Origin of the sequence: Acetivibrio straminisolvens JCM 21531, from assembly GCF_000521465.1 — a bacterium.
In the GTDB taxonomy this organism is placed as follows: domain Bacteria; phylum Bacillota; class Clostridia; order Acetivibrionales; family Acetivibrionaceae; genus Hungateiclostridium; species Hungateiclostridium straminisolvens.
This window is the reverse complement of record NZ_BAVR01000011.1, coordinates 1-20,532: the sequence shown is the minus strand read 5'-3', so window position 1 is coordinate 20,532 and position 20,532 is coordinate 1. Positions and strand designations below refer to the sequence as shown.

Sequence of the window (20,532 nt, the reverse complement as noted above, 5' to 3'; positions counted from 1 at the left end):
CGATTGTTTGCCTTTGATTTCGAACCCAGCGATGATTGCTGAAAGTCTGCTGATGGTCAACTTTTTAAAACGGTTTTGAAGAACCTAAACCCTGAATATGCGTTTGTGGGAGCATATTCGGGGTTTAGGTTCTTTCTTCTGCCAAACAGGAATCAGAGCTAAACAAAGCAAAGAGGTATACCGGTTTCTAACAGATACCCAATTCATAGAATCATCTGATAACAGAGACACTTCCATTGGAGCTGACCGCTCGTAAGCAGTCAATATATACCTCAATAAATTCATAACCGCCGTGTATAGCGATAGAACGTGCTTTTTCCAAACCACACTTTAACTTTTGGCCTTGACGGAAGTGCTCAATTATATTTCCGTTGATATCCAGAGTATGAACTTCGTAGTTTTCTCCGAGATAGCACTTAGATACAATGCCAATAAGCAAATCCGGAAGTTCAACTTCAGGGAACTCATCACGTATCGCATCGAGGATTTCTTTTGCTAATTGGGAATTACATGTATGGCCGCCTGCGTCCAGGTGCCTGATAGCATTCATATAACTTTCCGAGCGTTGCTTGCGAAGTAACCTATCCAATTTCATTTTATCTTCTTGTGTAGATACCTTTGCTGAAGCACTGTTTTGAGTCAGGCTTAACATTGAACCGCCCTGAGTCTCGGTTTGTGATGGTTTAAGTAAAGGTTTTGGCATTTATTATTCCTCCTCACTTTAAACAAGAACCTTACGAACCTTCGGTTCGGCTTTTTTGAAGGTTGTACTTCCGATTGGCCTGCCGGAAGCAGGAACAGCCCGTTCTTTCCCCCAGTTACGGATAGATTCGATTCTTTCCGGGGCAGTTTGCGACAACGGAATAACATTGCTAAAGGCTGTGATAATATTCTCATCATTCAATGCAAAATTCTCGTTTGCTAAAACACGGTATGCGATATCGCGTATGCAGGACTCTATATCTGCGCCGGTAAAACCGTCACTTATTTCAATGATCTTATCAAGAAGTTCAGGAGATAGTTCTGCTTTTATGTATTTCTTTGTATATAGTGTAATTATTTCTTTGCGTTCTTCTGCCGTAGGCAGATCAACAAAGAAAATCTCATCAAAACGGCCGCGGCGCAATAATTCACTTGGCAACATGGATACATCGTTCGCTGTAGCAACAACAAACACCTGTTTTTTGCATTCTTGCATCCAGAACAAAAATTGCCCGACCATACGTGTAGATACACCGCCATCATTGTTGCTGCCGACGCCGGAAAGACCTTTTTCAATTTCGTCAATCCATAAAATGCAGGGAGCTACATTTTCAGCAGTGGTAAGTGCATCTTTCAACTGTTGCTCGGATTGACCGACATAGCTTCCCTGTACAGTGGCAAAATCAAGCCTATACAGCGGGAACTTCCATTTTGCAGCAATTGATTTCGCGGATAACGATTTTCCGCACCCGGGAACACCAACAAGCAAAATGCCTCTAGGCGGAAGCAATCCCCTGGAACGCATCTCATCACGCTTTTCAGGTGTAAATAGCTGTCTTTTTTCATCAAGCCACTTACGCAACCCATCAAGCCACCTACATCGGATACGCCCGGATCTACTTCTATTCTTTCTAATCCGGAGATATTGTGAAAGAGTCTGTCTTTTGAAGAACGAACTTCAGCCAGATCTTCCTTTGTTATTTTTTTATTTGCAATAAGTGCCGCAATGACATTCTGTGCTTCTATGCGGGTAACGCCCGCCAGTGCTGCAGCTGCTTCACGAATGTCGTTATTATCCCACTCAATGGTGATTTCATTTCTGTAATCGTCGATGTACTCTTTTATTATTTCATACATCTCATCTTCGTCAGGCGAATCTAATTTAATTACCATGCCCAGGCGCTGCAACTGATTCCAGACGGGATTATTTGTAAGGACAATAACTACACCGCCGGATTCTTCGGCAAGGGTAACCAAATCGAGCATTTGACGGGAATCACTGTTGTCCGTACTAAGGTCGGGAGTTTCGGTAAGAACAAAAGTAAGATACTGCCTCCGCTTCATTTGCTCGCTCATAAAATCTATTGCACCATAAACGGCTTTATCTTCATTGACAACCTTACCGGTGCCAAGTTCATATGTGCCTTTTGAAAGGGTATGAACATAAAACGTAAGTGACAAAGAATCAGAAACATCCTTTAGAAGTTCGAGCGTTCGACCGCGTTCAATTGTGTTTATTGCAATAAACGGAATACGTGCTGTCGAATACCGCTTCAGAAGTTCTCTGCACTGGGAAAGTGTACTCATGTTTTCTCTCCTCCGAGGTTAAAAATTGTTTACTTTGTGTTTTTTAACAATGCTCGCCAGCTTTCCGGTTCTGTCCTTTTTAGCCGAATCCTCGAGAGAGGATTGCGCTTTATCGGCTTGCTCGCGAACAAGGCTGCAATAGCGGGACCTGTCTTTTTCAGGGATAACAGGCAAGTTTATTGCCTGATACAGGAAACCGAACTCTTTACGAAGAAAAAGAAGTGCCTGAATAATCGCCCCTTCATGGCCGTTCGTTCTTTGCATGTCTTTTTGGAACTTATCGACAGCGGCATTCATACGGGCATTAATGGTGTCGATAAGTTTTTGGGAAAAGCGCTCAGCTACACCCGATTGCCATACTATTGTACCTCTATGCATAGCTTCTATAACACCAGGATCATCTTCTTTTCTTTTTAGCTTATCGAGCAGTTCCGCCCATTCGGCATATGTAGTAGGCGGCTTCAATGGTGCAGGACTCATTATAATATCCTCACCTTCCTTCGAATTGCGATTCCCGGGGGTTCTATGCTCCACGAAGGCAATCCGTATGCAAGGGGTGATTTTGATTCGGTATCCTGAATACTTCCATACTCTTTATTTGCATCGGAGTTTATATTCTCGCCAGATACTTCCTCTGACTTGTAGGGTAATATTCTCTTTTTATCCATTGGAATATCCTCCTGTCTCAATCATAATGAATATTTTATCAGCCGATAGTGTGAATACGGCGGGGTGAATCCGATAGTTTACTGATATACTGTTCGGGTTTGATCTGCTCTAAAAAGTCGAGAACTTTTTGCTTTCGCTATCCTTTTCAGCGAATTCGGAACGGAAATCAACCACCTCTGCAAGTGTAGCACGGATAATTTGCGCGCCTTTTTCAAGTCTTTCGCCAAATTGGGTTTCAATGTTCTTGCGGCGTGCTTTAACAGCCTTTTTCTTGGTAAAGTGGTTGATAATCATGCCGCATCCGGCAATGATGGCAATTGGGCCAAGAAAAATCTGACCGGTAAAACAGGCTATTAACCCGATAATGCCAATGGCTGCTCCGCCAAATAGGCAAAATTTCTGAAACGCATTAAGAACATGTTGTGACAAAACTTTTTCCTTTTCTTCATTGACAAGAGTCTCCCACTTTTTTAATAGTTCGGCTTCATTCTTTCCGTCTATAGTGGTATCGTTAAAGGTATCGACGTTGATTTCGATCTCATGAGGAATTTCCATACGGTTTTTTGCGATAATATCGTTATAGGCTGCAGCAATCCAATCGCGGGATAGCGCTATTGCAAATTTCTGCGTAGATACACTGGCATGAACCAATTCCGGTTTCATCGCTGCGTCAGTCAACAACTGAGTAAAGTCTTTATGGGTTTCGAAAGCTGTCTTTTCCAGCTGCATTGTTTGTCTTGCACGTGCTAGATTACCGTTGTTATCAATAATAAGCTGGTTAAGTCTTTCTTCTTCACGTAGCGGGAGTTCTTCGTCATCAAATTCAGTGACAAGGGTATAAAGAATCTCATCAAGCTGTTCTTTAAGCGCAGAATTGGAAGACTGCTTGTTGAAGATCTTTTCAAAGTAATCGAACAAATTGGCGTGAAGATAAGCTCCTTCCATGATATACTGAAGTTTTGACCATGTTTTGCTGTATTTGCGAAGGTATTCGTATCCGCCGGAATATGTACTGCGTTTAAGATTAATTGCATCTGACCACTGTTTCATTTGCTGCTCAACAAAACCCGGCTTATCCTCAAGCCGCATTATCCACTCTTCTAGCTGCTTTGCAACAATGCCCTCCGAATCCACCCCTAAAAGACCTGATGCAAAAGCGTCAAGTATAATAATCGTTTTTCTGTCCAAGTTTTCTTCATTTTGGTTGGCAAGATACCTTTGAATCCACTTAAGGCATGATGATTTCCTGTCTGCGCGGCGGCAGATCAGTGCGAAAAGAAGAGAAGTTTTTTCATCGTTACGGTGTAATGCTTCTCTAACTGCCTTGTCGGCAAGCTCCTTATTATCGTTTATCCAGGCAGCAAGTGCGACAAGTGCGGGTGCGAGCCAATACCCCGGCGCAGAAAGCATCAATTCCTCGGTGGCTGAAGTAATGGTTTCTTTACGGATAATATCAAGATCGTTTGCCTGAAGTATGCCGACAGTAGTACGTCGAATTTCGGAGTAGTGACCGAACTTGTTTTCGAGTTCCTGTCTTATTTTTATAAGACGAGTTTCTGCGACGGAAAGGTTGTGCTGATATTCAGCTTTTTGAACATATTCATGGAACTCACGGGTCAGTTTATCCAATTCATTGTAAACGACCTTAACATTATTGTCGACAGTGTTTACTCTATTGTTCACTTGATCAACTATTGCCGCCACTTGCCGTACATTGTCATTAACAATATTCAGATTTCTGCTAACGCTATTCAGCGCACTTTGCAAACCATAAATTGAATCTGCCATTTTGCTCCCCCTTTATTCTTTATTATTCAGTGCCGAATGTTTATGAAAGTAGGAAATATGACTATACCGGCCTATCAGTATTTTTTACCGAAATGTGGTTATCGGATTCACTTTGGCTCCAATTTTTTACTCTAATTTTAGTAGTATAAGATGCATCACAAAATACCATTTTTTAAATTATTATACCATTGGCTACAACAAATTAGCAATTGAATTTACAGAGATTTGTAATAGAAATTTAAGATGGAAACGTAATCAATGTTGACGAATTGAAAAAAACCAGATGAAATTGAAATCATACAGCGGCTTATTAATGGCGGTATCATATTAAAGCACTATATTCTCTATGCAAGTAAAACAACATTGCCAAAGAGATTGGATAAGCGGATTTCAAGGAAAGATACATGTGCAAAGAGTAATATTGATCATTGTATTAAAGCTTTTGATAATGATATTATAGAATCAAAAATAATAACAGATGAAAAGTCAATTGATGATGTTGTGGAAGAAATAGCGGAGAAAAGCGAGCTAACTATTATTCCGGATAAGGGAGTGCGTATAAGAAAAGAGATTGATGAGAAATAAAAGACTGAAAAGTAAGATAAACGGAGGGTAAAATGTGGTTGATTTAGAAAGCATAGTGTCTATTGGAAAAAGCGATATACAGAAGGCGTCAAAAGAACTCAATAAAAACGATATTCCGCAGTTGGTAGACTGGTTGTCTTTAAAAGACGACAACATTAGGTATCAGGCATTCCTTCTACTACAGAGTAGATCGATATTTTTTAATGATGTTTATCCGTTTTGGGATACTTTCATGAAAGCTCCGAAGTGATAATTCCTATCAGAGAAGCATTGGGCTTATGCTTATAGCCGAAAATGCCAGGTGGGATGTGGAAAACCGAATGGAGGAGGTCATTGACGAGTATCTTGAACTTCTAAAGGACGAGAAGCCCATAACTGTACGCCAATGTATTCAATCGCTTGGGAAAATTGCTTCGGCGAAGCCGGAACTGAAAGATAGAATAGCCTCCGGATTAATTTCCTTTGATATCATGGCTGTTAAAGAAAGCATGAGAAAATCCATACTGATTGATATCCTGAACGTTTTGCTATATATTCGGCAAGAACATAAAACAGATGAAATAGAAAGCTTTATCTTAAATGCGGTTTCCGGTGAGATATTGGATAATAAGACAAAGAATCAAATATCGAAACAGATGGGGAACATGTCATTTCACTAAAGTAGGATTGGACAATTAAAAGGTGTGATACCAACTAAAACCCTCGATGTGTGCCTATGGGAACATATCGAGGGTATTTTTGGCCTCTTGGAATGAAATGAAAGAGGCAAAAGCGAAGGGACTCGATGTTTCGAACTTTTGCTCGGACAAGATTTGCCGCAAAAATGCATCCATTGGTCTACGGAGCGTGGATTAATTTTTATAGTATTAGGATTTATAATAAAGTTGAGGTGATGAAAATGGATAAGAAAAGAAAAAAGGAACTTTTGGAAGCCTATAAAAACAGACATCCTGAAATGGGCGTAATATCATATCGTTGTAAAGAAACCGGTGATGTATTTTTAGGTATATCAAAAGATACAAAAGCAGACTTTAACAGTACTAATATGAAATTGTCAGCCAAAATGCATCCAAATAAACTATTACAGGAACTTTGGAACAAATATGGTTTGGAAGGCTTTGAACTGTCGGTTGTCAAAGTTTTAAAATATGATGACCCGCATGAGGACCACACAGAAGAACTGGAAAGTTTGAGAGAGCAGTGTTTCGCTGACAATCCGAACGCGAGGAGGATTTGGAGATGAATGAAAATGTAGTTATTGCATCAAATAGTTATGATCGTATTGACGGCAGAAATGCATATAAATCGGATATCAAACGCATAACGCTGGGTTTGCCTAGACTTGAAGAAAATAAAAATATGCAGATAGCTGCACAAATTTGGAAAAGTGATAAAGACGGCAAATTGATTTTAGATAGGGAGCTACCTATACACCAAGTATTTGACTTGATGATCTTATTATCAATGGCTTTACTGTACTTCAAGGAGGCTTATAGATTTCCGTTTTTATATGACCCTGATAATCCCAAAATAGACCGTATTGGATTGCAAGGGGATGTATTGCCCGTAGAAGTTTGTATAGATAATAAAAATATCAATGTTGACATCAAAGAATTTGCCCAGAGTCTAAATGATTTGGGCGAAATAATCGGCGAACGTCAACGGGTTCTTGGCAGAATTTTAGATGAATTGGAGTGCTACTAATATGAAAAAGACTTGTGTTCTTTCACCGGACAGACAGTTGACTGAAGAGGAACAATCTTTAGTTTGGAAAAAAACTGCCTTCACATATTGAAAGTGAAGCGGAAAAACGTATATATAGAGAGATAGTGAGAAATTGGAACCGCGGTGAAATGAAAATCAGTACAATTTTGCTGGAGGGGGATGCCGGTTCGGGTAAAACCCAGCTTGCCAAAGCCCTTTCTGCTAAATTTAACCTGCCCTATACGAAAGTAACCTGCTTTGCAGATATGGATAAGTCAGATGTATTGGGTTCTATTTTGCCGGTATTGACGGATAAAGACAATAAATCGGGCAAGATTGAATACCGGTATTATCCTTCAGAAATTGTACGTGCATATGAAAACGGATGGCTTTTGGAAATTCAGGAGCCGACAGTTATTCGTGACGCGGCTGTTTTGATGGCTCTAAACTCTGTTTTAGAGCCTGACGGCAGCTTAAACTTACCGACTCGTATTGCCCATCGGCATCCGGATTTTATTGCGGTTATTACGACAAATCGAGGTTATAATGGTTGCCGTCCTATAAATGAAGCTTTGCGTGACCGGGTACAGCATGCTGAAAAATTGGACTTGCCGCCTAAGACGGTTATGATGGAAAGGGCCCGCGCCAAGACTGGCTACCATGATAATAATGTTCTTTCTCTTTTGGCCGAGACTGTTATATTGCTGGATGAAACTGCCCGGGCTAACGCAATTAAAGGTGTTGCCGGAATGCGGTTTGGGATGTCCTGATTTGTCTTTGTGGCCTGAATTATCCGCAATTTTAGACGTTGATATGGTTCAATTGATGGAGGGCGAAATTACGCCGAACAAGCCGGATAGCGGCAATATTGATAAAGTTCGTTTTTATGTTTGCCCTACTTGCGGAAATATTTTGGTTAGCACGGGGAGTGCCTCTATTTTATGCTGCGGAAGAAAATTGGAACAGATTTTGCCTACGGATTCATCTGATGCAATCAAAATAACAGTAGAGGAGATTGATACTGATTACTTTGTAACTTTTGACCATCCAATGGCCAAAGAACATTATATTTCATTTGTGGCTTATATTAAAAGTGACAGAGTATTTCTGAATCGCTTGTACCCGGAGCAAAGTCCGACTTGCAGGTTCCCTCTAACCAAGGGCGGTAAACTGTATGTTTATTGCATTAAACATGGTTTGGTGGTGTATTCGGATATTAGACAAGCAAGATTTAGGAATGAATTATGAAATCAATAATGCTTAAGCATGGTAGATATGCATTGCAAATAGCTTAATCTGCTTTGATAAATACAAATGACATGATATACTGCTATAGTGTTAAGTGTTGAGAGACATCTTTTTTTGTAAAAAGATATGATAAAGGAGCTTTGCAATTTTGATTTAAATATGATATTTCAGGTTCATTTTCAGAATTTTACGCTTGGCTATTCGGCCGGCAGCATATATGATAATATTTGGCATAAGAGCGCTCTATAGCATGAAAGAAACTTTGGCGTGATAGGCATACGAATACACGACGGTGCAGTTGACCTATTATCGTTGGCAATAAGATAAAAAAGGAGGCTATCAAACGATTATGGAATACAAGATTCTTAGTTTTCCCTTGTCCATGTCATTTGGAAATACAGAAAATACAGTTTATCCGACCTTACTTTGGGATAATCGGAACATTATTCTTGTCGACTGCGGTTTTGTCGGATCACTTCCCCAAATTGAAAAGGAACTGGGGCGGCACGGGTTGTCAGTGGAGCAAATAACCGGACTTGTACTGACTCATCATGATCATGACCATATGGGTTCGGCTGCTGAAATTAAAAGGATAAATCCTCATTTAAAAATATATGCTTCTGCTGTAGAAGCGCCATACATTTCCGCACACGAAAAACCGTTGCGGTTGCGGCAGGCAGAAGAAATGCAGGAAATACTTCCTCCCGAGCAGCAGGATTTTGGTAAGGCGTTTTGCGAAATGCTGCGCCGGGTTGAGCCGGTACAAGTAGATGTTTTTCTCCGTGACGAAGAACTTATGGATTGGTGTGGAGGATGCAGGATTATTGCGACACCCGGTCATACACCCGGACATATTTCTCTTCTTATGGAGAAGGAATCGATTGTCATAACTGGCGATGCATTTGTACTGGAGGACGGTAAGCCTGCTATTGCAAACCCGCAATTTACTTTGGATATTGAACAGGCTACAGAATCTATGGAAAAATTATTGTCCCTAAAAGCAAAAGCTTACTATTGTTATCATGGAGGACTTCTTGTTTGAGGTATTACGTCGGACTATAATGATGCCGGAAATTAAGACTGACAAAACAGCAGAAATAAGTTAGAATGGAATTATGGAAAAGAGAAGAAATTTTACACCAGAAGAAAAAGCAAAAATAGTTAGTTACCAACTCTGGCATATTACTAGGGATTATGTTGGATATTATTATATGCCACCGCGAAATATGGAAAAAGGAGTGGTAATGTGCCAGCCTCAAGAATGGTAAGTTGCGCAAAAGGCAAAAATAATAACTTGCCAATTATAAAATTTAACGTAGTTATTCTTGCTGTATTGATTCTATTTACATCATGCGTTTCAGATGGGAAACCGGCAACTACATCCAACATGGTAGTGACATTAAGTCCGGTATCTGCATCTGCTACACCATCTAAATCTGTAACGGTAACGGAGTCGTCACCGGTTATTGAGCCTCTATTGCGCCTGATTTAAATGAATATTCACTTCCTGACGGATTTGTATATGTAACTGATGTGATTTCAACTGCACAGCTTGAAATTCGGTATTTTAGCAATGATAATTTTACAGGTACTATGATTGACGGGTACGAAGCACCGAAGGCCATACTTACAAAAGAAGCTGCTTATGCACTTAAAATAGCGGCAGATAAATTATATGAACAAGGATACTACATAAAAATTTTTGATGCTTATCGTCCGCAAAGGGCTGTTAACCATTTTGTGCGATGGGCACAGGACTTGTATGATACAAAAATGAAGGAAAAATATTATCCTGAATTGGACAAGTCTGTTCTATTTAAACTGGGTTATATTGCAGAAAAATCCGGCCATTCGAGGGGAAGTACGGTTGACCTGACATTGGTCCATATATCTACAGGCGAAGAGCTGGATATGGGGAGCGGTTTTGATTTCTTTGGTGAAATTTCAAACCATGGAACACCTTTAATTACTCCCGAACAAGAGAGAAACCGGAACATTTTGCGGGATGCCATGGTAGATGCCGGGTTTGAAGCTTACACTAAAGAGTGGTGGCATTACAAGTTAAAGGGTGAGCCTTATCCTGATACATATTTTGATTTTCCGGTTAATTAAAAGTTTGAATTTACCTGTTTTTTTAAATACAGGTCATACAACCTGGAAAATATAAAACTTAAGGTAGTCCGTCTCAGGAACATTCCACAGTATAGGATGGTCCGGTGCCTGTTGGCGGGCTTCAATCTGCCTTAAGGATACAGAAGCATCCTTTGCAGCGCTTGCCAGTATTTTGCGGAACAAGTCATCCGTCATGAAGTGGCTGCAGCTGCAAGTGGCCAGATATCCGCCACGAGGCAGAAGCTTCATGGCCTTGAGATTAATCTCTTTATATCCGCGGGCAGCAGCCTGCACTGTCTTGCGGGATTTGGTAAAGGCCGGCGGGTCAAGAATGATATAGTCATAGTCGCGACATTTCTGTTCTGCCAGTTTTGTCAGCAGGTCAAACACATCCTCACACAGAAAATCCATTTTTCCGTCTATTCCATTGCGTACGGCATTTGCTTTTGTCATGTCGATGGCTGACTGTGAGATATCTACGCAGGTAACATGTTCTGCACCGCCTAAAGCAGCATTAAGGCCGAAGGAGCCGGTGTGGGTAAAGCAGTCCAATACCGTTTACCCCTGGCAATCCGGGCTACAGCAGCGCGGTTATACTTCTGATCCAGGAAAAAGCCAGTTTTCTGTCCGTTTTCCACATCTACCAGATACCTTACGCCGTTTTCGCATATCTCCGTCACAGCGGATTCGGGCACAGGTATGCCTTCGGACAGGTACCATCCTTTATACTCCGGCAGCTTTTCCAGTGTACGCAGAGCAATGTCATTGCGCTCATAAATACCGGTGATGGTTTCACCCATTTCGGTAAGCACATCCCAAAGGGCACGGTAAACCGTATCCTTGACAAGTTCCATGCCGAGGCAAGTAATCTGTATGGACAGAAGGCTTCCGTAACGGTCCACTGTCAGCCCCGGCATCTGGTCAGCTTCACCGTGAATCAGACGGCAACAGGCGAAATCTGCACCGGGCATGACGGTTTTGCGGTAACGAACGGCATATTCCACACGGCGGCGCCAGAAACGAGCGTCAAATACATCGTTGGTGTTGCGTGAAATAAGGCGAACGGTAATCTTGCTGGCACTGTTGTAAAAGCCCGTACCCATAAAGGCATTTCCGGCATACACATCCACCAACTCACCGTTTTGGGGTACGCCCTCTGTTTGGCGAATCTCTTCCCCGTATATCCATGGATGTCCGTTCTTGACACTGCGCTCTGCCTTGGGAGATATCATGATTTTGGAATACTGCCGTTTCTGTTTCATCTGCGTCACCTTTCGAAATAGATTTTTTCTTTGCTGATTGTAACACATTTCCCGTCTGCCTTCAACATGGGCATCATCAGCATAAAATATTGATTTATATGTTTTCCGGACGCGTGCTAAAATATTATAAACGGTAAGATATATATCCGGTGCTATGATTTTTCAGTCACTTAATAGCGTAAAAAGCGTGTGGTAGGGAATTTTTAAATGAAAGGTTAGGCAAATATTTATCCTAATGCTTTTCTTCATAAAATCTCCACAAAAATGTGTTAAATTCAGAGCTGGATAGAGCTAAATAATGTAAATGAGGTATAACGGATGGGCATGATGAGGATTAAAATTACTGTAGTTGATGATATTAATAATATTGATTCATCCGTTCAAATGAGGGTAATCAAAAAGAGATTATAAAATACTTACAGACCAAATTGCCGTTACTCAAATAAAGGATGGTACACAATATGTTAAAATAAATATGGAAGATGACAGTTTTTCTCCGGCAGTAACGGTAATGCAGAGAGGAATCGAAACTTTATGAAATATTAACGGTGTTGATTTAAATGACAGCAACAGTTGTTGACGATATAATCAAAATCGATATTGATGAAATAAAGAAAGGGATGCAAAATACGTACTTTTTAGAAAGGCGGTAATTTTATGAATAAGGAAACTATTAAAATAAGTGGCATGACCTGTGCCGCATGTGCAAAGCGAATCGAAAAGGTAATCGGTAAGCTTGAAGGCGTTTCACAGGCATCGGTGAACTTTGCGACAGAGAAACTGTCTGTTGAATATGATAATCAAAAGATATCCACTGAAAAAATCAAAGAAGCTATTGAAAAGGTTGGCTACGGGGTTATTGAGGAAGAAAAAATGAAAACGGCTACAATACCTATTGAGGGCATGACTTGTGCCGCATGTGCCAATCGTATTGAAAAGGTATTGGGCAAAATGGAGGGTGTATTACGAGTCTCTGTAAACTTTGCTACAGAAAAAGCAACTGTAGAATATAACCCTCAAATAACCAGGCTTTCTGCAATTAAACAAGTCATTGAAAAAACAGGATATAAAGCCCTGAATATTGAGAAAAAAGCTTCTGTCGATGAGGATAAGCTGCGTAAGGAAAAAGAGATACGAACCCTTTGGAAAAAATTCATCGTGTCTGCAATATTTGCTGCGCCGCTGTTATATCTTGCTATGGTTCCGATGATTTCGTGGCTTCCTTTTCCTATTCCCGGCTTCCTTGAACCTATGCAGTTTCCTTTAATATATGCACTTACCCAAATCGGCCTGGTTGTACCTATAATCATAGCCGGAAACAAATTCTATACTGTAGGTTTTAAAGCGCTGATACAAAGAAGCCCTAACATGGACTCCCTTATAGCAATAGGTACGACGGCAGCAGTTGCATACAGCCTGTATTCAACCTATCAGATATCTGCCGGAAATTTCCACGCAGTTGATGGACTGTATTTCGAAACTGCCGGTGTTATTATTACGTTGATTCTGCTGGGTAAATCACTGGAAGCAGTATCAAAAGGAAAAACATCCGAGGCTATAAAGAAGCTGATGGGGTTGGCACCTAAAACGGCAATTGTAATACAAGACGGAAAAGAAGTGGAAGTTCCCATCGATGAAGTTGAAATCGGTGACGTGATTTTAGTAAAGCCGGGAGAAAAAATTCCTGTGGACGGTGAAGTAATAGACGGACACACAGCGATAGATGAATCGATGCTGACAGGGGAAAGTATACCGGTTGACAAAAAGGCCGGAGATAAAGTTTATGCAGCAAGTATTAATACTAACGGCATGATTCGTTTTAAAGCTACTAAAGTGGGCGATGACACGGCTTTGGCACAAATCGTTAAGCTGGTTGAAGATGCTCAAAGCTCAAAGGCTCCAATTGCACAAATGGCCGACATTGTATCCGGTTATTTCGTTCCTATTGTAGTAGCCATTGCAGTGCTTGCTTTTGCAGGTTGGCTAATTGCAGGCCAGTCATTGGTATTTGCGCTTACAATATTTATTTCAGTACTGGTTATTGCCTGTCCTTGCGCATTGGGCCTTGCTACACCGACTGCATTATGGTCGGAACAGGAAAAGGAGCGGAATACGGGATTCTTATAAAAGGCGGGGAAGCTCTTGAAACCACTCATAAAATCAATACTATTGTGTTTGATAAAACAGGAACTATAACAGAAGGTAAACCGGAGGTAACAGATATTGTTCCTGTGGCCGGCATGACAAGGGAACGTTTGCTTCAAATTGCAGCCTCGGGTGAAAAAGGTTCGGAACACCCTTTGGGTCAAGCAATAGTAAGGGGAGCAGAGAAAGAAAACCTTGAATTTTTAAGAGTGGAAAAATTTGAGGCTATTCCGGGGCATGGTATTGAGAACAATATTGAAGGAATGAACGTACTCATTGGCAACAAAAAATTGATGGATGAAAGAGATATATCACTGGGTGAGCTTACTATTGAGTCCGACAGGCTCGCAGGTGAGGGAAAAACACCAATGTATATCGCAGTGAACAACAAAATTTCAGGCATCATTGCTGTGGCTGACGTTGTTAAGGAAAACAGTGCAAAAGCCATTAAAAAACTTCAATCAATGGGTATAGAAGTTGCTATGATAACAGGCGATAACAGAAAAACTGCCGAGGCGATTGCAAAGCAGGTTGGTATCGACAGAGTACTGGCAGAGGTTTTGCCGCAGGATAAGTCAAATGAGGTCAAAAAGTTGCAGGCGGAAGGTAAAAAAGTAGCGATGGTAGGTGACGGAATCAATGATGCGCCTGCCCTTGCACAGGCCGATATCGGTATTGCAATAGGTTCGGGTACCGATGTGGCTATGGAATCTGCTGATATTGTGCTTATGAAAAGTGATCTAATGGATGTTCCGACAGCGATTCAACTGAGCAAAAGTACAATACGCAATATCAAGGAAAACCTATTCTGGGCTTTTGGTTATAATGTTGCCGGTATTCCGATTGCAGCAGGTGTCCTGTATCTTTTTGGAGGTCCGCTCCTTAATCCGATATTTGCAGCTGCAGCAATGTCACTAAGTTCGGTATCGGTTTTGTCAAATGCTTTAAGATTAAAAAGATTTAAGCCATATAAGTAAGGAGTAGACTTTATAGAAAGGAATGGTTGTTCAATGAAAAGGAAACGCATATTAATTCTTATGTTTCTTATAATGACGTTTGTTTTTGCTTCATGCAGGCAGCTTGATGTAATAGGCAACAAATCCATAACATCATTTAAAGAAGTACTGGATGCAATTCCGGATAAAATATCAGCCAATGAGGTCAATGGGGGCTGGACTTTGATTGCACCGGATAACAGTGCCAGATTCTTTTGGAGTAATGATTTTAGTAAAAGCAAAATATATGATGTAATGATTGAATTTGATGTGAAGCCCTTTATAGATGCGGGTCTCGAAATTGATAAGTTGCCTGAGGGTATGGTTTTCGGGGATAAACTTGTAGTAGGCACCGATTTAAGCTCCGAAAATTTGACTTACGATGGAGAAGTTACTCCACTTGCTTCTTACGAAAAAATTGTAGAGCTCAAACGGGAATCAATCGGTTATCATACAGCTTTGGATCATTTCGGTGTTGATTTGTCCGGAGGAAACATGTTTGAGTGGGCAAAGGACTTGGGAACGAACGATAAGGATATAGTATTTGTATTAAACCCGAAGGTGTTTATCGATGCAGGGGTTGATCCTGAAAAGTCGAGGGGTGGATATTTGCCAAGGTCGAAACCATGGATGCGAACGGTAAGAAAGTGGAAGTGGATAAACTTTTGAAACCGTTTAACTTAAAATAGAATAATTTAAAAAAGGATTGGAGGATTAGGAAATGGAAAGAAAAGTGTTAAAGGTTGAGGGAATGTCCTGTTCACATTGCGAAAATGCTATAAAAAAATCAGTAGGTGCGCTTGATGGCGTTAATGCAGTGACGGTTGACTTGGAAGGTAAAACGGTTACGGTAGAATATGAGAGCTCAAAGGTATCGCTAGATAGGATTAAAAGCGAGATTGAAGATCAGGGATACGATGTTGAATGACTAATATGAGTAAAATGAAATAGCATATGAAGTGCCGGCAGATGAACATGTTTGGTTATCTGCCGGTTTTATGTATGGATTTAAGCTAGGAATTAAAAAGATTTCTGTATTTGAGTGATTTTGATATTTTTTAGCATGTGCCGGATTATATGGCCGACTATTACAAAGAAAAATCATTAGATGCATTTATGTCTTCAAAACGACTAAAAATAACCTGTGTGGAGTTGGGACATGTTTACTTGATATATTGATTTTATTCGTTTTTTCGAATAAAGTATTATTGTGTTAAATTGGTTTTCTTAATGAGGGAGAGAAAACTATGATAGATTATATTACTTCTAAAGAAGCTGGATAGAAAAGGGGAATTTCTGACCGTCGTGTGCAGATTTTATGTGATGAGGGCAGAATACCTGGTGTAAAACGCCACGGATGGTCATGGGCTATACCGGCAGATGCTGAGAAACCTAAGGATGCACGTGATTAAGAAAAAGGAAGTACGAAGGGAGATAACAAATTGGAATTTGCAATTAATATTGATTCTACTGTATGTGCAAAACCTTTTGTAAAGTGGGCTGGAGGAAAAGGACAATTGCTCGACACCTTTAAACAGTATTATCCTTCTACGCTTATTAAGGGCTGTATAAGGCGTTATATAGAGCCTTTTGTAGGTGGTGGAGCAGTTTTGTTTGAAATTTTGCAAAAATATAAAGTTGAAGAAGCTTTTATATTTGATATAAATGAGGATTTAATTAACACCTATGCAGTGATTAAAAATGATGTTGACAATTTGGTAGAATATCTTTCGGATTTAGAGTCCCAATATTTAAGTTTAGATCAAAAATCCCGAAAAGGCATGTATTATGAGATAAGAGACGCATACAACTCACGAACTTTAAAATGCAAGCAGCCAGATGTTGAAAGAGCTGCGCAGTTTATTTTTTTGAATCGTACTTGCTTTAACGGACTTTACCGTGTTAATCGCTCAGGGCATTTCAATGTACCGTCTGGGGATTATAAAAATCCGACTATCTGTGATGAGAATAATTTGAATATTGCAAGTTCTTTGCTTCAAAAGGTTCATATATTTACCGGTGATTATAGAGAATGTGCAAGATATGTTGACAAAGGCAGCTTTGTTTATTTTGATCCTCCGTATCGGCCGCTTAATGTTACATCAAGTTTTACATCTTATAGTAAATTTGATTTTACAGATGAAGATCAGATACAACTGGCGAATTTCTTTTCAGAAATGAATAATACAGGTGCTTTACTTATGCTGAGTAATTCTGATCCTAAAAATGAAAACCCTAATGATGATTTTTTTGATGAGCTGTATAAGGGGTTTTTCATTAACAGAATAAAGGCCAAACGGGCAATTAATTCAAACGGCAGTCGAAGAGGGTTAATCAGTGAACTTCTTGTTACAAACTATGAAGTAAATACTATAGGAGGCATTACATGAAATACACAGATATATTTAAAAGCCGGCTTGGTTGTAATAATACAGATGAAGTGTTTGATTATTTGCTTGTTCATATGAAGGAGACTATTAAGGGATGGGATTTTTTTGTCGCGTGGGAAAAAGTAATGAACAAGGTAGGAAGTGCTGAAGTTATATTAAATATTTTGAACTACCTTGTCGGTAAGGAAAACATAGTGGAAGAATTTAAAATGTTAGTATGCAGATATCCGGAAATAGCAGAAGTTCTTCCAATTTTACTGGCTTTAAGAGAAAAAGCGTTAAGGTCATTGACCCACTTGAAGATAATGTTTTTAATTACAAAGAATATGTGTTTCGGAAAAAGAAGAAATATAGTCCCGATGAAATAGAAATGCTGGCTGAATTTGCTGAAAAAACTGGCCTTCTTGCTATGTTTGAGAAGAAAAACATAAAAAGTGTTGTTGATTATGTAATTGGCGTTGAAGTAGGTCTTGACACCAATGCCAGGAAAAACCGTAGCGGCACAGCTATGGAGATGATAACAGAGCTATTTATTAGAAGAATTTGCTCCATAAATAATTACCGATATCTGACTCAGGCTACCTCGCACAAGATTAAAGCATCTTTCGGATATGATGTTTCTGTAGACAAATCGGAGCGTTCATTTGATTTTGCTATAGACAATGGCCAAAAACTATATCTTGTTGAAACAAATTATTATGGCGGTGGCGGTTCGAAACTAAAGTCAGTAGCTGGAGAATTTTCTACACTGTTTAACTTTATCAAAAAAGAGACACCTGAGCATGGATTTATTTGGATCACAGATGGAAAGGGATGGGAAACTGCTCAGAAGCCTCTAAGAGAGTCGTTTGATAAGGTCGATTATATACTAAATCTTGATATGGTGCAAAAAGGCATTCTTGTGGACATCATATCGCAAGGGTTGTGAAAATTATGGGAAGAAAAGTTAAGTGCTTGTATTGTGGAGAAGAGTATACCAGAACGCAGTATCCTGAACATCTTGAAAAAAGGCATAAAGATGGATATTTGAGGCTTGTCGAGAACATAAAAAACGATATTCTGAATGACTTAAATATAAAAGATACGGCAGCTAACAATGACGTAACTCAAGCGTTTGTCAAAAAGGTCGCAAAAGAGTCAAGGATATATTTCGAAGAGAATGCAAAAGGCTATTTTGTCGGTAAGCCGAATATTAAATTGTGGGAACCTGAGAATTTCAATCTTGAGACATCCACTGTATGGAGCTTTCCTGACAGGGGTAACTGGGCTACGCACAGCGGAAAATACAGGGGCAATTGGTCACCTTTTATTCCGAGGAATGTTATTATGCGCTATACCAAGGAAGGGGAAACTGTGCTCGATCAATTTGTGGGAAGCGGGACAACGATTGTTGAAGCAAAGCTTTTGAAAAGAAAAGGTATAGGTGTTGATATAAACCCTGAGGCAGTAAATTTGACTTCGCGTAATATAAATTTTGAAAAAGAGGATTGCGGAGAGGTAGAGGTACATGTTGGAGATGCCAGGCATCTTGGATTTATCAAAGATGAAAGCATAGATCTTATATGTACTCATCCGCCTTATAGCAATATCATTAAGTATAGCGAAGACATACAGGGGGATCTTTCCCATTATGATATTGATGACTTTTTAGTTGAAATGGAAAAAGTAGCAAAAGAGAGCTACAGGGTTCTGAAAAAAGATAGATTTTGTGCAATTCTTATGGGGGATACCCGGAGAAAAGGTCACATGATTCCTATTGGTTTCAATGTAATGCAGACGTTCTTACGAGCAGGTTTTAAGTTAAAAGAAATTGTGATAAAGGAACAGCATAATTGCAGTTCAACCGGTTACTGGAGGAACCAGAGTATAAAGTATAATTTTTTATTAATAGCACATGAGTATTTATTTATATTCAGGAAATGAGTTTTAAACGAAAAAGGGGTCTATATGGTGGATAGTTTTAATAAATTCTTTAAATCTCTTGTAGAAAGTTCAGGTTTAAACCTTTCGAGGGATTTGAATATTGATGAAGTTAGGTATATAATATCGAAAATTAATGAATATTTTTTTACCAATTATGAGGGAATTGGGTTTACAAATGCTTTAGGGGAAAAATTCGAGTATTTTTCTGAGTTCCATAAATTCTGGGAAAAATATCATTGTGAAGTATTAAATCCCCAGATTGATGAAAGAAAATGTGAAGGGATTGCAGACATACTTCATGATGTTTATATGAAATCAAACAAAGCGGCATTTTACGATTTGTATAATACAGCATTGCTTAAACCTGAAGAGATTTGCAAAGTACGGTACTTTTCTGCAAATCAAGACTTTAGAGGTTCAAGAGATATAGTTAAACTTTTTAAGACTTATAAGGATGATCCTAGCATATTTGATAAATACAATATTAACGATAATCCGGAAGGTTTTTTAAAAAGTATTGGAGTGACATCTCTTTCTCAAAATGATAAAAGAGTAAAATATGCAAAAACAGCCTCGCAAATACTAATTGATTTGAATATTGAGCCATTTGATTTACTAGTCTATTTTAACTATGATATTATGCAAATTCGTGAATTTTTGATAAATAGTAGAGGAGCAGGATTTGGTAACAAGAAAACTGATATGTTTTTACGAGATATGGTAGTTTTAGATGTTTGGAAAGACGCAAAAAACTTCCACGAGGTTAATGTTGCAAGCGATATTAATACTATAAAAGTGGCTTTGCGGACAGGAATATTAAAGACTAAAATACCTTTGGTATCAAGTTTTTTAGATATATTCTGCTATCAGTACAGTTTGATTGATGAAATGAATGCATTAGCATGGAGAAAGGTATGGGAAATTTGGCATCAGAAATATCCTTCTGAATGTATTGAAAGCCCGTGTTTAATAGATTATTTTGTGTATAGGATTATTGGGAAAGAATTTTGCCAAGAAAGTTTATCAATATTTGAATGTGAAACTAAACAGCATAATTTCAAATGGCACTCTTCAAGAAACAGAACATGTCAAGTTTGCTACAAAAATAGAGTTAAAAATAAAGCTTATGTGATTAAAAAAGTTTTGCCCTGTACAGATTGCGAAGGATATTTAGTGATTCAAAACAGTAAGTTTGTTTCCGGAGATAATGCTGTTTTGCCTAATATAAAGGAGTGCCCTTTTGAGTCAGTTTGTAAACCAAAAACTAGTAGTTTTAAGAAATTAAATCCGCCAAAGTCAATAAGTATTTTAGGTCAAACCGGTTGGGAAACTGCAAAAACAAGGACAGTAGAAGGCGGAGGTGGTCTGATGGCTTAAATAGGAAGCATTTTTAAAATTTATTGACAACTAATAATTTAGTAA

At 39.3% G+C, this 20,532-nt stretch carries 19 protein-coding genes and 5 pseudogenes; 18 read left to right on the top strand and 6 right to left on the bottom strand.

Translation table 11 applies throughout. The features are described from left to right. Positions 1-211: 211 nt before the first annotated feature. From JCM21531_RS04535 to JCM21531_RS04515, 5 genes and pseudogenes are all read right to left on the bottom strand, one after another. Entirely contained in the window at positions 212-703 is a 492-nt protein-coding gene (locus JCM21531_RS04535) for an adenine nucleotide alpha hydrolase family protein (RefSeq protein ID WP_038287748.1), read from the bottom strand. 18 nt (positions 704-721) lie between these two features. Continuing rightward, a pseudogene (locus JCM21531_RS24995) lies at positions 722-2,289 on the bottom strand (AAA family ATPase). Positions 2,290-2,307: 18 nt separating this feature from the next. Then, a complete protein-coding gene (locus JCM21531_RS04525) occupies positions 2,308-2,769 on the bottom strand; it encodes a hypothetical protein (RefSeq protein WP_038287746.1) in 462 nt (153 codons plus the stop codon). After that, positions 2,769-2,957 (bottom strand): hypothetical protein, encoded by a 189-nt coding sequence (locus tag JCM21531_RS04520; RefSeq protein ID WP_038287744.1) that lies wholly within the window; start codon positions 2,955-2,957, stop codon positions 2,769-2,771. The genes JCM21531_RS04525 and JCM21531_RS04520 overlap by 1 nt, the downstream gene beginning before the upstream one ends. Before the next feature lie 109 nt (positions 2,958-3,066). Continuing rightward, positions 3,067-4,725 (bottom strand): hypothetical protein, encoded by a 1,659-nt coding sequence (locus tag JCM21531_RS04515; protein ID WP_201768049.1) that lies wholly within the window; start codon positions 4,723-4,725, stop codon positions 3,067-3,069. A 384-nt stretch (positions 4,726-5,109) separates the two neighbouring features. Between JCM21531_RS04515 and JCM21531_RS04510 the strand changes: the two genes are divergently transcribed. From JCM21531_RS04510 to JCM21531_RS04475, 11 genes and pseudogenes are all read left to right on the top strand, one after another. Next, positions 5,110-5,331, top strand: coding sequence for a hypothetical protein (locus tag JCM21531_RS04510; protein WP_054846996.1), 222 nt, complete (start codon positions 5,110-5,112; stop codon positions 5,329-5,331). 34 nt (positions 5,332-5,365) lie between these two features. Continuing rightward, positions 5,366-5,581, top strand: a complete 216-nt coding sequence (locus JCM21531_RS20570; protein ID WP_243467214.1) for a hypothetical protein — start codon at positions 5,366-5,368, stop codon at positions 5,579-5,581. Positions 5,582-5,609: 28 nt separating this feature from the next. After that, the gene (locus JCM21531_RS20565) at positions 5,610-5,990 is read left to right on the top strand and encodes a hypothetical protein (protein WP_243467213.1); all 381 of its coding nucleotides are present in this window, start codon (positions 5,610-5,612) and stop codon (positions 5,988-5,990) included. 239 nt (positions 5,991-6,229) lie between these two features. Beyond that, positions 6,230-6,574, top strand: coding sequence for a GIY-YIG nuclease family protein (locus JCM21531_RS04500; RefSeq protein ID WP_038287848.1), 345 nt, complete (start codon positions 6,230-6,232; stop codon positions 6,572-6,574). After that, the gene (locus JCM21531_RS04495; protein ID WP_038287743.1) at positions 6,571-7,035 is read left to right on the top strand and encodes a DUF6530 family protein; all 465 of its coding nucleotides are present in this window, start codon (positions 6,571-6,573) and stop codon (positions 7,033-7,035) included. Before JCM21531_RS04500 ends, JCM21531_RS04495 begins: the two co-directional genes overlap by 4 nt. Position 7,036: 1 nt before the next feature. Beyond that, positions 7,037-7,790: pseudogene (locus JCM21531_RS04490) on the top strand (AAA family ATPase); the annotation flags it as partial. Positions 7,791-7,806: 16 nt separating this feature from the next. Then, on the top strand, positions 7,807-8,283 hold the full coding sequence (locus JCM21531_RS04485; protein WP_243467211.1) for an XRE family transcriptional regulator: 477 nt from the start codon (positions 7,807-7,809) through the stop codon (positions 8,281-8,283). 349 nt (positions 8,284-8,632) lie between these two features. Continuing rightward, a complete protein-coding gene (locus JCM21531_RS04480) occupies positions 8,633-9,325 on the top strand; it encodes an MBL fold metallo-hydrolase (RefSeq protein WP_038287742.1) in 693 nt (230 codons plus the stop codon). 73 nt (positions 9,326-9,398) lie between these two features. Then, the gene (locus JCM21531_RS18855; RefSeq protein ID WP_157833642.1) at positions 9,399-9,551 is read left to right on the top strand and encodes a hypothetical protein; all 153 of its coding nucleotides are present in this window, start codon (positions 9,399-9,401) and stop codon (positions 9,549-9,551) included. Continuing rightward, positions 9,545-9,775 (top strand): hypothetical protein, encoded by a 231-nt coding sequence (locus JCM21531_RS18780; RefSeq protein WP_131464378.1) that lies wholly within the window; start codon positions 9,545-9,547, stop codon positions 9,773-9,775. The genes JCM21531_RS18855 and JCM21531_RS18780 overlap by 7 nt, the downstream gene beginning before the upstream one ends. Further along, the gene (locus tag JCM21531_RS04475) at positions 9,760-10,395 is read left to right on the top strand and encodes a M15 family metallopeptidase (RefSeq protein WP_038287741.1); all 636 of its coding nucleotides are present in this window, start codon (positions 9,760-9,762) and stop codon (positions 10,393-10,395) included. The genes JCM21531_RS18780 and JCM21531_RS04475 overlap by 16 nt, the downstream gene beginning before the upstream one ends. A 33-nt stretch (positions 10,396-10,428) precedes the next feature. Here the strand turns inward: JCM21531_RS04475 and JCM21531_RS04470 are convergent. Further along, positions 10,429-11,657, bottom strand: a pseudogene (locus tag JCM21531_RS04470) (class I SAM-dependent rRNA methyltransferase). 657 nt (positions 11,658-12,314) lie between these two features. On the opposite strand from JCM21531_RS04470, the pseudogene JCM21531_RS04465 reads away from it, so the two are divergent. The 7 genes and pseudogenes from JCM21531_RS04465 (at position 12,315) to JCM21531_RS04435 (ending at position 20,487) form a co-directional block, all read left to right on the top strand. Beyond that, positions 12,315-14,779, top strand: a pseudogene (locus tag JCM21531_RS04465) (heavy metal translocating P-type ATPase). 72 nt (positions 14,780-14,851) lie between these two features. Further along, on the top strand, positions 14,852-15,466 hold the full coding sequence (locus JCM21531_RS04460; RefSeq protein WP_131464375.1) for a hypothetical protein: 615 nt from the start codon (positions 14,852-14,854) through the stop codon (positions 15,464-15,466). Between the two features lie 52 nt (positions 15,467-15,518). Continuing rightward, positions 15,519-15,725 (top strand): copper chaperone CopZ, encoded by a 207-nt coding sequence (gene copZ / locus JCM21531_RS04455; RefSeq protein ID WP_038287737.1) that lies wholly within the window; start codon positions 15,519-15,521, stop codon positions 15,723-15,725. 514 nt (positions 15,726-16,239) lie between these two features. Then, positions 16,240-17,187, top strand: a complete 948-nt coding sequence (locus JCM21531_RS04450; protein ID WP_038287734.1) for a DNA adenine methylase — start codon at positions 16,240-16,242, stop codon at positions 17,185-17,187. Next, positions 17,184-18,115, top strand: a pseudogene (locus tag JCM21531_RS24305) (type II restriction endonuclease). Before JCM21531_RS04450 ends, JCM21531_RS24305 begins: the two are co-directional and overlap by 4 nt. A 5-nt stretch (positions 18,116-18,120) precedes the next feature. Then, positions 18,121-19,110 carry a TRM11 family SAM-dependent methyltransferase gene (locus tag JCM21531_RS04440; RefSeq protein WP_038287732.1) on the top strand — a complete coding sequence of 330 codons (990 nt, stop codon included), beginning with the start codon at positions 18,121-18,123 and terminating at the stop codon, positions 19,108-19,110. Between the two features lie 24 nt (positions 19,111-19,134). After that, positions 19,135-20,487: a hypothetical protein gene (locus tag JCM21531_RS04435; protein ID WP_201768047.1), complete on the top strand. Its 1,353-nt coding sequence runs from the start codon at positions 19,135-19,137 to the stop codon at positions 20,485-20,487. Positions 20,488-20,532 lie beyond the last annotated feature (45 nt).

What these genes read in the sequence shown, in the direction of transcription:
- JCM21531_RS04525 (WP_038287746.1), bottom strand. Translation starts at nt 2,769, where the DNA reads ATGAGTCCTGCACCATTGAAGCCGCCTACTACATATGCCGAATGGGCG.
- JCM21531_RS04500 (WP_038287848.1), top strand. Translation starts at nt 6,230, where the DNA reads ATGGATAAGAAAAGAAAAAAGGAACTTTTGGAAGCCTATAAAAACAGA.
- JCM21531_RS20565 (WP_243467213.1), top strand. Translation starts at nt 5,610, where the DNA reads ATGCTTATAGCCGAAAATGCCAGGTGGGATGTGGAAAACCGAATGGAG.
- JCM21531_RS04435 (WP_201768047.1), top strand. Translation starts at nt 19,135, where the DNA reads ATGGTGGATAGTTTTAATAAATTCTTTAAATCTCTTGTAGAAAGTTCA.
- JCM21531_RS04440 (WP_038287732.1), top strand. Translation starts at nt 18,121, where the DNA reads ATGGGAAGAAAAGTTAAGTGCTTGTATTGTGGAGAAGAGTATACCAGA.
- JCM21531_RS04495 (WP_038287743.1), top strand. Translation starts at nt 6,571, where the DNA reads ATGAATGAAAATGTAGTTATTGCATCAAATAGTTATGATCGTATTGAC.
- JCM21531_RS18855 (WP_157833642.1), top strand. Translation starts at nt 9,399, where the DNA reads ATGGAAAAGAGAAGAAATTTTACACCAGAAGAAAAAGCAAAAATAGTT.
- JCM21531_RS04535 (WP_038287748.1), bottom strand. Translation starts at nt 703, where the DNA reads ATGCCAAAACCTTTACTTAAACCATCACAAACCGAGACTCAGGGCGGT.
- JCM21531_RS04460 (WP_131464375.1), top strand. Translation starts at nt 14,852, where the DNA reads ATGACGTTTGTTTTTGCTTCATGCAGGCAGCTTGATGTAATAGGCAAC.
- JCM21531_RS18780 (WP_131464378.1), top strand. Translation starts at nt 9,545, where the DNA reads ATGGTAAGTTGCGCAAAAGGCAAAAATAATAACTTGCCAATTATAAAA.
- JCM21531_RS04480 (WP_038287742.1), top strand. Translation starts at nt 8,633, where the DNA reads ATGGAATACAAGATTCTTAGTTTTCCCTTGTCCATGTCATTTGGAAAT.
- copZ (WP_038287737.1), top strand. Translation starts at nt 15,519, where the DNA reads ATGGAAAGAAAAGTGTTAAAGGTTGAGGGAATGTCCTGTTCACATTGC.
- JCM21531_RS04520 (WP_038287744.1), bottom strand. Translation starts at nt 2,957, where the DNA reads ATGGATAAAAAGAGAATATTACCCTACAAGTCAGAGGAAGTATCTGGC.